The sequence below is a fragment of the Chloroflexota bacterium genome (genome assembly GCA_026389585.1).
Classification (GTDB): domain Bacteria; phylum Chloroflexota; class Dehalococcoidia; order UBA2247; family RBG-13-53-26; genus JAPLHP01.
The window spans coordinates 1-12,455 of sequence record JAPLHP010000055.1 but is presented as its reverse complement, the minus strand read 5'-3'; the positions used below and the strand labels follow the sequence as shown (position 1 = coordinate 12,455).

Sequence of the window (12,455 nt, the reverse complement as noted above, 5' to 3'; positions counted from 1 at the left end):
GCCGACGGTATTTCGTTGGAAACACCAGATGATACAACAATACGCTTACATTGTGGCTCTTGTGTAAATAGATGCTCATGCATCTATTCTAATTCATTCGCCGCAAGCGGCGGGGTATCAGACCCTAAAAGAGAATGACATCGGGCAGTTCTCCCGGCAGATAGATCAAGCACAGGAAGCCTTGGGTAACAAATGCGCTGTGGCGGTGGCTGACTCCGGATATGCCTGGACGGACGACCTGGCGAAGGTAGATAAGCAAGGGATCCGGGTGATCGTACCGACCCAGAGAATAGTCTCACAAAGGGCCCCGGGGGAGTTTGACAAAGAGAACTTTCGGTATGACAGGGTAGCCCGGAAGAGCTACAGCAGGGCATACGTAATTGAGAACAGGGAAACCTGCCGGGCCTGCTCCAAGTTCGGCCGGTGTACGACTGCCTGCAGGGGCAGGAAAGTGCTCAGGCTGGTGGAAGAGGACCTGCGAAGCAGGCTGGAGAGGGAGTATGGCTTGAGCCAGAACCAGGCCATCTACAAAAGAAGGGGGGAGAAGGTGGAACTGGTCTTCGGGCACATGAAGAGGAATCTAGGAGTCACAAGCTTCCTGATGCGAGGACGCAGCGCTGTAAGAGCGGAGCTATCTTTGCTTTCGGTATGCTTCAACCTCAGGCGAATGATGACCCTGCTGGGAGTTGAGGGGTTAATCCGAGCCCTGCGGAGGGTATCTCCTGTACCCGTGATCCCGCAGACTCACACTTTCCCAAACAATTATCGCCCTCAGCCAGTTACTAACAACCAGATCCGTCGTTTTGGCGCCTTAACGTTATCTCCCGCATTCAGTTGAGACACAGCCTGATTGCGAGCCATTCTCCAAGCCGAGCGAGGAGAAGGCGCGGCAATCCATAAATTGGTCTGACCGTATCACACCGGGAGGATGAGGTTTGAGGATAGCCTGAAGTTCTACAAAATAGAGAGCGGCTTAGTGGCTCTGGACAGTTGGGGATATAACAACTATCCTTAGTTGATCGATCTCCTCATGATGAGATATGCCAATGGCTCGAACAAGATGAAAAGGAAGGTGGCTTTATGCAATACCCTGACCAGTATCCCGATGCAATAAGATGTGTGAAGAACAAAAGGTATACTCCGGCTGCAAATTACATGATAAAAGGCATTCTAGAGAAGGCAATTCATCGTATCTCTACTGAGCAGAAAGGCAATCTGACGAGAACCATTGCCCGGAGACTTCGGGGCACACATATGAGGTTTCTGCTGGCACAGAAAGGTGGCATAGCCTTACTAGAGATAGCGGAACAAGCCTACCGGGATGTAGAAGCCGAGATGAAGAAGCAATTGGGCATAGAGCCTCAGGGCACTGCCTCTCCGGTGCCTTCCGAAGGGTAGCATCGCGCTAGTGCCTGGTGGCACAAGTCAGCGGAACAATCGAGATTCTTTGTTGCGCTCAGAATGACACAGTGGGCAATATCAGAATAACACCTAAGAGCCTGTCATCATGACACCCAGAGCGGTGGCTGTCGTCCTTACGCAGAAGGATGGCCCGACACAGTGGGCAATATGTCACCCTGAGCGAAGCCGAAGGGGCTCCCCTCACAAAGCGAATGACGCCTATTCTTGCAACCAAGCGCTGGTACGAACCACCGGGTAGAAGTAAACCAATACAGTATTTTCAAAAGAGTGGTCTCCGAACTATCGGATCTCCAGGGGATGGCGCTTCAGAAACCTCATGATCGCGTTGTTGACGTCCTCTGCGCCCTCAATGTATAGAAGATGGCGCAGGCCATCCATAATCATAAGCTCGGCGTTCGGTATCCTCGAAGCAAGTGTCCTCGAAGTCTCCACAGGCTGTAACCTGCCATGAGTTCCCGTAATCACCAGAGTGGGAACCTTAATTTCATGCAGCTGATCATAGGTATCGTGGTTGACTATTGCCTCTGCCTGTCTGACATAGGTATGAGGGGGTGAAGTGTATTTGACATAAAGTGAGATGTAATGCTCAATGATGTCCGGATTATTATCAATGAACTTCTGGCTGAAAACGAAGCGAAGGCGACCTCTAATCCTCTCCTCCGGAGGCTGCTGCGTGTCGAACGAATTGGCTATGAATTCCTGATCAACCGGCACAACGTGCCTGCTACCACAGGATGTGCATGCGAGTATGAGGCTGGCCGCCATCTCCGGATAGCGCAGCGCAAGATGCTGTGCGATCATGCCTCCCATAGAGTGCCCATAGATGTGGGCTTTGCGGATGCGAAGAGCATCAAGCAGTCCGGCCGCATCGTCCGCCATCATCTCCGTACTGCATGGAATATCTGGTTTGTCACTCAGGCCGTTGCCCCTGTTGTCGAAGGCAATGACGCGGTATTCCTCCGCCAGGGCTGGGATCTGACGGAAGAAGTATACTGTGCTGCTGCCAAGGCCGGGAATAATGACAAGTGGATCGCCATTGCCATGGATTTCATAGTACATGTTGATGTCGCCAACTTTCGTTGTGGGCATCTTCGCCCTCTCCAGCATGTCAGCAATTTATCTATTAGACGGGTTTACACATGGAAGTGGCTGAGGTCGGATGTCATAGCTATCTGCCTGCTATCAACATTCAATGCCAGTGGTTAATCAAATTCGTCTCTGGATAGTGCCGTAAGTATCAGAGCAGCGATACCGAGAAGTGAAAAGGGCAACACCGCAGCGACGGCTCCAGCAAGTGCCATACCCCAGCTCTTTCTTTGCAGGGCAGAGATGCCTCCAGCTATCGCCAGTATCCCCAAAACCGCCAGTGGTATGGCGATAGCCAGCAGAATTGCCAAGGCATCCCTCTCTTCATCCCCAGTCAGTATGCCAATAATGACTATGGTCAAGCCAAAAACCCCCAGAAGCTTGAGGCTGCCATCTATGATATCGATAATCCCCGCAACCGTACTGAACCCTGTTTTCTTTGCCGCCGGCCCCTCGCTTAGTCTCGCCCCGCAACCGGGACAGTATGTGGGATTTCCCGCTGTTTCCTTACTGCATTTTGGGCAGAACATCGCTTCCCTCCTCTCAAAACCGGACGCTCCATGCAATCACGTTTAGGATGCGACTGCGACATTATACCATCCTAACCTCAGTCTGGATAAAAAAGGGGCTTGCTGCCAGGACTCCAACAGGGGTGTGAGTTTGAAGGCAGCCTGAAGTTCTATAATCCGCCGCTGGGGTGAGATACCGTCATCTGACCAGTTTGTACTCCCACTGGCAGCAGCAATCACTGTAGGATGTTCTGGGAGGCAGTTTAATCCCAATGACCTCTATCTTCGGGTTGAAGAAATGTGCCTGGATACCCATGAGCTTCGGCTCCAGCTCTTGACATATCAGCTTCTCACGTCCCGTCCCCTCTTTTTCGAGAGAGATGAGGGTGGGGCAATGAGTGATGGTGATTAGCCCGTGATTTGGATCCCTGAGGTCCATTACGGAGGTATAAATGTGCATCCAGGGGGAAACCTGGAAGTATTTGAAGACGGTGGCTACGTCATCACCGTTGATATTCAACACAGCACTGATTGCCTTCATCTCCCAGAGTTGAGCCCTTTCCCACACCTTGACGTCGCAATCAAACGCCTCATCGTTGCCCCATTTCTTCATAACGGTTAGATACCAGAAGCCATCTATCCTGAGCATGTATTCGTTGTAGGTCTTGAGTAGTTTCAACAAGGTCTCTCTATTTAACTTGTCGTGAGTGAATTTGGGGTCAAATGGGCCGCTATAGTCTACTGCCTCTGGCATGTTGCCCTCCTTTGACTATACTTGGGAGAGTATAACACCACAACCTTAGCCTGAATACAAAGGGGGCTTGTGTCAACACACTTGGGGGGTATGCGTTCAAGGTCAGCCGCAGGTTCTACGATGCACCAGTGGGGTGAGGGTGAAGGTTAAGGCTTGTCCAGGGGTTCCTGCAGTGACACTAGCAAAGGGATTTAGGATAAACCTGGCTCAGACGTAGCTATCGTGTACAGCAGCGCCGCTCAAGTGATGGTGGTCCTATGACTGACGGTGCAGTTGGCTTTCTATATACATTCAATCTGAAGTGAGGCTCTTCTTGAGGGAAATCCTTTTCTGCACCACACTTCTTGCACTTAGCGTGGTACAAGCCGCTTCTGGGTAGAGTGTCTATAATCCAGTGATGGGCTAGATGTGCAGCACTTTTGACAGCCATTTACCCCCAATTACACCTGGAAGTAATTCTCATGGGAGAATCCTCATAAGAGATATTATACCACAAAACTATCTCGGATACCTTGAAGTTCTATAGGGAGCCGCTGGGGATGAAATCTCTTTGCGGAAACATCGGCTGTGCAACTCTCTCGGGTATCAACCTCCGGTTCCCCCAATCCATCCGGCCGACTCTAACGACGGCGGGTCTGCCCTAACGGGTGGTACAATGTCTGGGGACTGATCAACGTCGTTCCAAATCGTAATATTCATAATTACAGCTAAGAACAAATATGGAAAACCTGAAGAAATACGGGAAGGCCCCTTTCAACGTAGCAGTCATTCATGGCGGGCCTGGTGCTCCTGGAGAGATGGCGCCGGTGGCAAAGGAACTTTCCACAACTCGCGGTGTTCTGGAACCACTTCAAACAAAATCAACCCTGAAAGGACAACTCCAGGAACTGAAGATGGTATTGAAAGAGAACGGCGATCTTCCGGTTATATTGGTTGGATACTCCTGGGGGGCCATGCTGAGCTTCATTCTCACTGCCCGGAACCCTTCATTGGTAAAGAAGCTCATACTTGTTAGCAGCGGTGTATTCGAAGATAAATATGCAGTGAATATTATGAGGACTCGATTAAGTCGTCTGACAGAAGAGGAGAGAGCAGCAGTAGATTCTCTTTTGAAAATTTTAGACGGCCCGGATAGTAAGGATAAGAACAGAATCTTCGCTCAATTTGGTGAGTATATCTCCAAAGCCGATTCCTATGACCCCCTTCCTTACGAAAGTAAGGTCATTGGATGCCGGTACGATATCTATGAAGGTGTTTGGGCAGATGCCACAGAACTGAGAAGTAGTGGGAAACTTGTGGCGCTTGGCAAACAAATCCAATGTCCGGTGGTGGCCATCCACGGAGACTACGACCCCCATCCTCCCGAAGGTATCAAAACCCCACTATCCGGTGTAGTCAAAGACTTTAGATTTATTCTTATAGAGAACTGTGGTCATCATCCCTGGATTGAGCGGACCGCAAGAGACAGATTCTACACCATCCTCAAAGAAGAATTGCGTGGCTGAAATCCTGACTGCCTCAGCGGCGGGTAGTGTTTCAGGCGCGTCTCACCGTCACTATTACAAGAGGCATTCTCCTGGCATGACTCCTCTTTTCTTCATGAAGGTGATTTCTGCTTAGCAGTGAATCTAATCCACCCTGCTTGATATAGTCTCTGAAATATCTGAAATGGTCCTTCCCCGCCATTAGCTCTGCAGCTTTGACAAAATAGCCATATGCATTTTGCGGATAAGGCACCCTGTAGTCTACGAAAACCAGGATACCGTCTTTCTTTACTACTCTCTGCATCTCAGAGATGATTCTATCTCTCGCTGCTCCTTCCTTTTCGTGCAGTGCCATGGAGGTGGAAGCATAGTCGAAGGATTCATCTTGAAATGGCAAATCCAGGGCGCTTGCCCTTTGAAAGGAGACATTCGGCAAACGTTGCCCTACCCTGCTCTTTTCAGCGAATTCTATCATGTGGTGATCCAGGTCGATTCCGGAGGAAATGATACCCAGTCTTGCGTAGTGAAACGTCTGGGCACCTGTGCCACAGCAAACATCCAATACTCTGTCCCCTGGTTTCATTCCGGAAAACTCGGGGACATATATCCTGATGCCCTGCAACACACGGTCGATCAACATTGAATATATGAGAGCATGCATGGTCTTGGATAGTATACCCTGTCAATGTACCACTACCGCTGAAGTTCTACTGGGTGTCGCTGTGGTGATGGTGCTATGCTTGCGGTGGGATCTGCTTTTTCCTCTCCTCCTTCCACCAGACGATGAGATGAAGGACGCCGCCGGAAAGGAATGGGGCGGCAAGTGCAAGGAGAAACGGATAGATGTCCCAGAACTCATACTCGCTCACTGGGCGCTCATTGAAAAACATGTATGCAACCAACACATATATAAGCCACGCAACAGTCGGCAGAATGATGAGTAGGCCGCCTGGCAGGTGCCAACGCCAGGCAATTATGGCAACCAGGAGTGTGAGGCCAATGCCGTATATACTCCATGGAAACCCGATCAGAAGCGCTCCTACCAGGGTGACGACTCGTGCTGACCAGCACAAGGCACTGGTCTTTCTCTCTACCTTCATGCTGTCAGGAGACGTATTCCCATTTCCACTGACAGTCATTTAATCCCAATCCTTTCCACAGATTGTGAGGTCGTGTTCCTTTTGCTGCGAGAGATGCTGTGACATTATACCACCCAGCCTCAGCTTGGATACGGAGAGGAACTCAGTGGGAGGACTTAGGGGGAGCATGAAGGTCTGAGGATAGCCTGGAGTTTTATGAGGCACTGCTGGAGTGAGTCTGGAGACATGAAGAAAGCCCACCTTTGCAGATGGGCTTTTGTGTTCTGGAACTGGGCGCCTATATTTCCTGAGCTTTAGTCTTCCTTCTCATACTTGAATGAGAGCTTTATCTTCGTGCGGTAGGCCAGGATCTTTCCATTATCGATCTGCATGTCCATTTCGACGACTTCTGCAACGCGAAGATCTCGCAATGACTTGGCAGCCATCTCTACCGCCGACGCTGCAGCCTTCTCCCACGACTGGGTGCTCGTGCCGATGATCTCGATTACCTTGTATACGCTGTCTGCTTTCTTTGCTGTAACTGCCATGTGTTCTTCCTCCTTCTTAATAGCCTCGGGTTCACCTGACCGTCAAGTCACTACTTGGAACGCCGCCGGGGTATTTCAGTTTGCTTTCGCTCTCGACTTACCATTGGGGCTGGTAATTCAGTACGACTGAACAAATCCTCGGCCCTGTGTTCAATCTGCCCCTGTCTCTTCTGCCAGACAGCCTCAGCCTTGAACCAGTGTTCCAGGTCATGCCCGCCGGGGTGACCGTCCTGCTCCCAAATCTGATAAGCGATCAGTCTCACTTCGTTGTCATGGTGCATTCTTCAATCCTTCCTATCGCCAGATGACCTAACCACTGATCATTCCCTTTCGGTGTTGTCACCAAGCGCATCTGAATTCTACATGCCGCTAAGCTCGCACGACGTTTGGTCTTATGCTCATGTAGCAATCTCTGCAGTAGACTGGCCTACCTCCTCGCGGCTCAAAGGGTACTTCTGTTTGCTTGCCGCACTGGGAGCACACTACCGGGAACATCTGTCGCACGGTGGCATTGTAGCCCGAGAAGCCGTTACTCTGGGGTTTCCTGGCTGCGCGGCACGATGGGCAGCGCTTGGGATCGTGGGTGTGGCCTTTCGTGGCAAACAGCTCCTGTTCGCTGATGCTGAAGGTGAAAGCAGACTCGCAGTCAAAGCACTTGAGGGACTTGTCCACAAAGCTCATGGGATGACCTCCTTCCTTGAGATATTTGGCTAGAGTCGGGTCATCCAGAGCCAGTGGCTGCACTCGGGGAGGGCTAACAGACTATTGACAACCTAAACTGAAACCAGTGCTGCTATGCTAACACATCCGCCGCATAATATGCAATAGGAGCAGGAATCCTATGCGTAAATCATATCTCCCAACATCAGCTTGGCGGCGCTATTCTACTTCGGGGTCTACAAGAAAGTGGCACCGAAGCCCCTTAAACAAAGTCTCAGTCAGAAACTGAGCGACTTTCCGGCTCCTTAGAGGCAAGACATGCCAGGACTGGAGGAAGGTCTATTCATCGGTGGGGCAATCGGTTGGTAAGGAAAGCTGTAAGAACAAGGGGGAAGTAAGATGGCACAGAAAGCCTGGAAATGGGACGGACATACTTGGACACTGGAGGGGGCTTACGATACCAAGCCTGCTGCAAAAGCTGCTGCGAAGGCATTACGAGCAGATGGATGGGAAGCCGAGATTGAGTAAGTAAAGCAGTCCTGGAGGAAGATGAAATACCGGGCAAAGAAGGGCAACTGAGCGGCCTTCAGAACCCCGGCGTGAGGGGAGAGGAGAGGCTCAACAGCCTCTTCCTTTGCGCTTTATATCCAAGCTGAGGTTGGGTTGGCATGACGATCGGGTGCAGGTCAGCACCATATCACATCTTGTCAAACAGACTTGCTTTTGACACTGTCCCTAATTCTCATGTACCATTCGCACAACTGCTGCAGCAGTAGAGAAGGGAATGTTGGGCCGTCTAAGAAGCATACTGCCGTGAAAGGCTCCTGACTGTGATAGAGAGGAATTTCGACATCTCGTTCATAGCTGACCTTGCTCTGCGTGAAAAGCAGATTCAGCAGAACTACAGGCCAATTATCGCAGTCCATAAGTGGTTTGCTCGAAGACCAGGAACACTGTTCCGCGGCTTGTTGCTTTCCGAATTTCTTGATAAGCCCCTACAGGAGACCTTTTACCAGGCAAACAGTCTGAGAGAGATCAAAGTCGCCGATCCATTCATGGGTGGCGGCACTCCACTTATAGAGGCCAACAGGCTCGGCTGTGATATCACCGGATTCGACATCAACCCCATGGCCTACTGGATCGTCAAACAGGAGATCGAACATCTCGACTTGGAGGAGTATCTTCAGGTGGCTAATTCATTGCGCTGGCAGTTGGAGAAGGAGATCGGGCATCTTTACTGTACACGATGTGTTTCTTGCGGAAATGAGGATGCGCACGTCAAGTATTTCCTTTGGGTGAAAACGATTTCCTGTCAGAGATGTGACAAAACCATCGACTTGTTCCCCGGCTATCTTCTGGCTTCCGACTCAAGACATCCCAAAAATGTCTTCCTATGTCATACATGTGGGCAATTGACCGAAACGGTCGACCGAAAAACGCTGGGGGATTGCCAGCATTGTGGCGCTAGGCTCTCACTGGAAGGCCCCGCAAAGCACGGCCGCTGCAAATGCTCCGACTGCGGGACCATCAATACGTTTCCCAACAAGTTATTGGGAGCGCCACGGCATCGACTTTTCGCGCTTGAATATTACTGCCCATCCTGCAAAGGACACCTCACCGGCAGATTCTTCAAGGCTCCGGATTCCCAGGATTTGGCTAAGGCATGTCAGGCCGAAGAACAATGGGCAGGAATGCGCGCAATGTATGTTCCTGACGATAGCATCCCCTCCGGTGACGAGACAAATCGGCTTCATCGCTGGGGGTATAACCGCTACCGGGAAATGTTCAATGCCCGGCAACTCCTCGGATTGGAATTGTCCGCCCAGATGATTGCCCGTACAAATAATGAGCGCATCAGGAACTCTCTTGCGACCAATCTTTCAGATCTGTTGCGCTACCAGAACATGCTTTGCCGATATGACACCATGGCGCTGAAATCGCTTGATATTTTCTCGGTTCATGGGTTCCCAGTGGGGCTCATTCAGTGTGAGTCCAATTTTCTCGGAATAGTTGAGCCGAACAAGAGCATCTGTGTAGGCAGCGGCGGCTGGGCAAATATCATCGAGAAATTCCGTAAGGCAAAGGCCTACTGCGACAGTCCGTTCGAAATCAGACATCGGGGGGGGAAAAAGGAAATCGTTTCGATCAAGGGGGAATGGATCGGCGACAATCCAAACGGCAAGCAACGGGCTGAAAGGCGGAGTGTTGCGCTACACTGCAATGATGCCGCTCAAGCGGATCTGCCCCCGTTTTCGTTGGATGCGGTCCTCACCGATCCTCCTTATTACGGAAACGTTCAATATGCTGAATTGATGGATTTCTGTTACGTGTGGCTCCGTCGTCTCATACTCACTGAGGCCGATGCATTTGCCAATCTTTCGACACGCAACCCCCAGGAGTTGACCGGCAACGAAGACATGGGCAGGGGGCTTGATCACTTTGCTCAAGGCCTGTCATCCGTCTTTCAGAAGATGGCAATGGCCCTTAAGCCTGGAGCACCGCTCGCTTTCACCTATCACCACAACGATCTTGCGGCATATCACCCGCTAGCGGTCGCCATCCTCGACGCCGGTTTGACCTGCTCGGCCTCCTTGCCTTGCCCTGCGGAAATGCGAGCTTCCATCCATATCAACGGAACCGGCTCCTCGATCATCGACACTGTTTTCGTATGTAGATCAACCGGCACGGTGCCTCGGAAATGGGTGGTAGATTCAATAGATCGCGTCGCCGAACTCGCAAATGAGGATTTGGCCAAACTGCGCTTAGGGAATGTCAAGCCTACGACCGGAGACAAGAGGTGCATTGTCTACGGACATCTCATCCGTCTAGCAATATGGAACCTTCGCAAGTCCTGGAACAAGAACGCTGATATCAACAAGCGCTTGTCTGCGGTATCATCCTGGATTGTGAGATTTGGAGGATGGGCCGAAATCGAGAAACGCCTTCTTGAACCGGAAGATTCGTTCCGAGGCGTGCCCTTGTTCACAGTGCGCGAAAACATCGAAAAATATGGAGGCTCTTATGCCGAAGTATCCTTTTGAAGCGCCCTTTGAAGAAATACTGCGAGATGCGGAAGGGTATGTTGATGCCGTTTTCTCGTGCCTGGAGTCGGAATTCCTCGTAATGCCAAAGGGTGTTGGGTTCGTCGAGTATCCGGCATTTGAACGAGGATACGAGGCGCTTAAGACCGCGACAAAGGGCTTCTCCGATCTCGAAACGACGAAGGTGCTGCCCGCAGCATTGGCGGAGCCCATTTCCATCGTGGTTCTGCGCACAATGCTCGGCTTTACACCGCCGGAATGGGGTTATGTGACGACCCAGCGAACCGGCGTGAACGTTGCGCAGGGTTTTGTCAGGACCATCGACAGAAAAATCAGGATGTCGCCGGAAACGCCGCTCAACGCAAACGGAGTAACCGAGGAAAGGCTAAAAGCGTTAGTGGAAACGGCTTGTCTGATGCTCGCTGAAGGTGTGCCGCAAGTTGAGGGCGATCAACTGCATCGTTTGAACAAGGCCGATACCAGTCGCGGACTCGACAGCATAAAGAGCATCGCGGGCATGGGGGTACCCTATGCCATGCTTCACTACGAGCGTTGTCTCGGGAGGCCTTTTGCGGGTCAACGCGATTCGGTCAGCGAGTTGGTCGGTGACAGCCTTGAATCGGCCATCGAGGACGTGCTGACAAAGGCCAGCATCAGTTACCGTAAGACGAAGCGGGCGGAACGTATCGAGGGGTTCGATCAGTCTCCCGATTTCATTATTCCGAGCGAGTTTAACCCGCAGGTCATCATTGAAGCGAAGATTAGCGAAGACGACGGCACAGCTCGAGACAAGGTAACTCGCATTCAGCACCTCGGCGAATTGAGCCTCGCCGGTCGGTCGGCAGACAGCCCAAAATATGAGGTCATCGCCTGTATAGGCGGACGAGGTTTCGGCGTTCGTCGTGAAGACATGAAAAAGATGATCCTCGCGACTAGAGGCAAGGTATTCACGCTCAAGACGCTTGATCAACTTATCGAACATACAAGGCTTAAGGGTTTCAAGACCAAGTAACCAATTGGAACGGCATAGCAAGGCGCTGCACCTGACCGCAGTTCCACTGCGCTCCATAGCCGCAGGTCAGCTTGGTCGTTGTTCTGATGGACTTCCCCCTTTGTATCCAAGCCACCCCACCAGCCTTGTAGAACTTCAGTCTGTCCTGATCAATACCTTTCTGGAACTCTGAAACCATGCACATTATGTCCACATCTACCAACCATCAACCTTTCCCCAAACGTTATGCTCGTGCATAGTAAACTTGACAAGTCTATGCATGGCGCGGTACAATCTTACCACGATATTCGTAGTGCGATGTGATACTCACTCCTAATCAGCATGGAACCAGACCCAACAAACAAAAGGAGGGAGGAGAAAGACAAGATCTGGAACACGGAAGGCTGCGGTTATCCATTCACAGGAAGAGCAGCCTACCAACCAAATGGCTGGCAGTCAGTTCAATCTTATTGGAAGGGGGGGTGAACATGACTCTGGGGTCTGAGTCATGTTGCTGACTGACCAGCCATCCTTATTTAGTTCAGATACATCGGAGCAAAATCTACGACTACAAGCTGCCATGCTTAGAAGATAAACCCGTTTGGACAACAGAAACTTGTAGAACTTCAAGCTGTCAGGCCCCTCTTTTGTATCCAAGCTGAGGTTGTGGGTGTATCATGTCACTGAAGGCAATCTGCTGATGGTACTTCCGCTTCTAAGTGGCAGATAGAAAGGGGCTATGCTATGGCGAAGGGTACAATCAAGAAACTAATTGGAGACAAGGGCTATGGGTTTATCCAAACTGAGGAAGGGAAAGACCTCTTCTTTCATCAGAGTCAGCTCGAAGGTGTGGACTATTCTTCCCTCAAGGAAGGCCAAGA

At 51.0% G+C, this 12,455-nt stretch carries 16 protein-coding genes; 7 read left to right on the top strand and 9 right to left on the bottom strand.

Annotated features, from left to right (window positions below; all coding sequences use genetic code 11):
• Positions 1–79, bottom strand: a 79-nt coding sequence (locus tag NTZ04_04620; protein ID MCX5991600.1) for an IS200/IS605 family transposase, incomplete at its 3' end; no start/stop codon positions are given.
• Positions 80–139: 60 nt separating this feature from the next.
• Here NTZ04_04620 and NTZ04_04615 point away from each other — a divergent pair.
• Together NTZ04_04615 and NTZ04_04610 are read left to right on the top strand one after the other, a co-directional pair.
• Positions 140–838, top strand: a complete 699-nt coding sequence (locus NTZ04_04615; protein ID MCX5991599.1) for a transposase — start codon at positions 140–142, stop codon at positions 836–838.
• A 242-nt stretch (positions 839–1,080) separates the two neighbouring features.
• A complete protein-coding gene (locus tag NTZ04_04610) occupies positions 1,081–1,398 on the top strand; it encodes a hypothetical protein (GenBank protein ID MCX5991598.1) in 318 nt (105 codons plus the stop codon).
• A 303-nt stretch (positions 1,399–1,701) separates the two neighbouring features.
• On the opposite strand, the gene NTZ04_04605 is transcribed toward NTZ04_04610, so the two are convergent.
• The 3 genes from NTZ04_04605 to NTZ04_04595 form a co-directional block, all read right to left on the bottom strand.
• The gene (locus NTZ04_04605) at positions 1,702–2,511 is read right to left on the bottom strand and encodes an alpha/beta hydrolase (GenBank protein MCX5991597.1); all 810 of its coding nucleotides are present in this window, start codon (positions 2,509–2,511) and stop codon (positions 1,702–1,704) included.
• A gap of 113 nt (positions 2,512–2,624) precedes the next feature.
• On the bottom strand, positions 2,625–3,038 hold the full coding sequence (locus NTZ04_04600) for a hypothetical protein (GenBank protein MCX5991596.1): 414 nt from the start codon (positions 3,036–3,038) through the stop codon (positions 2,625–2,627).
• Positions 3,039–3,216: 178 nt separating this feature from the next.
• Entirely contained in the window at positions 3,217–3,771 is a 555-nt protein-coding gene (locus tag NTZ04_04595; GenBank protein MCX5991595.1) for a DUF6125 family protein, read from the bottom strand.
• Positions 3,772–4,490: 719 nt separating this feature from the next.
• Between NTZ04_04595 and NTZ04_04590 the strand changes: the two genes are divergently transcribed.
• Positions 4,491–5,276: an alpha/beta hydrolase gene (locus NTZ04_04590; GenBank protein MCX5991594.1), complete on the top strand. Its 786-nt coding sequence runs from the start codon at positions 4,491–4,493 to the stop codon at positions 5,274–5,276.
• Between the two features lie 31 nt (positions 5,277–5,307).
• On the opposite strand, the gene NTZ04_04585 is transcribed toward NTZ04_04590, so the two are convergent.
• The 5 genes from NTZ04_04585 to NTZ04_04565 all read right to left on the bottom strand — a co-directional run bounded on the left by NTZ04_04585 (position 5,308) and on the right by NTZ04_04565 (position 7,563).
• A complete protein-coding gene (locus tag NTZ04_04585; GenBank protein MCX5991593.1) occupies positions 5,308–5,895 on the bottom strand; it encodes a class I SAM-dependent methyltransferase in 588 nt (195 codons plus the stop codon).
• A 94-nt stretch (positions 5,896–5,989) separates the two neighbouring features.
• A complete protein-coding gene (locus NTZ04_04580; GenBank protein MCX5991592.1) occupies positions 5,990–6,394 on the bottom strand; it encodes a hypothetical protein in 405 nt (134 codons plus the stop codon).
• Between the two features lie 254 nt (positions 6,395–6,648).
• Positions 6,649–6,882, bottom strand: a complete 234-nt coding sequence (locus tag NTZ04_04575; GenBank protein ID MCX5991591.1) for a dodecin family protein — start codon at positions 6,880–6,882, stop codon at positions 6,649–6,651.
• 50 nt (positions 6,883–6,932) lie between these two features.
• On the bottom strand, positions 6,933–7,163 hold the full coding sequence (locus tag NTZ04_04570; GenBank protein MCX5991590.1) for a DUF2934 domain-containing protein: 231 nt from the start codon (positions 7,161–7,163) through the stop codon (positions 6,933–6,935).
• A gap of 88 nt (positions 7,164–7,251) precedes the next feature.
• Positions 7,252–7,563 carry a zinc-ribbon domain containing protein gene (locus tag NTZ04_04565; protein ID MCX5991589.1) on the bottom strand — a complete coding sequence of 104 codons (312 nt, stop codon included), beginning with the start codon at positions 7,561–7,563 and terminating at the stop codon, positions 7,252–7,254.
• A gap of 378 nt (positions 7,564–7,941) precedes the next feature.
• On the opposite strand from NTZ04_04565, the gene NTZ04_04560 reads away from it, so the two are divergent.
• The 4 genes from NTZ04_04560 to NTZ04_04545 form a co-directional block, all read left to right on the top strand.
• Complete coding sequence (locus NTZ04_04560) at positions 7,942–8,070, top strand: hypothetical protein (protein ID MCX5991588.1); 129 nt, start codon at positions 7,942–7,944, stop codon at positions 8,068–8,070.
• Between the two features lie 302 nt (positions 8,071–8,372).
• Positions 8,373–10,583 (top strand): DUF1156 domain-containing protein, encoded by a 2,211-nt coding sequence (locus NTZ04_04555; GenBank protein ID MCX5991587.1) that lies wholly within the window; start codon positions 8,373–8,375, stop codon positions 10,581–10,583.
• Positions 10,564–11,595, top strand: a complete 1,032-nt coding sequence (locus tag NTZ04_04550; GenBank protein ID MCX5991586.1) for a hypothetical protein — start codon at positions 10,564–10,566, stop codon at positions 11,593–11,595. Before NTZ04_04555 ends, NTZ04_04550 begins: the two co-directional genes overlap by 20 nt.
• A 723-nt stretch (positions 11,596–12,318) precedes the next feature.
• Positions 12,319–12,455: cold shock domain-containing protein (locus NTZ04_04545; GenBank protein MCX5991585.1), on the top strand; the 137-nt coding region annotated here is incomplete at its 3' end.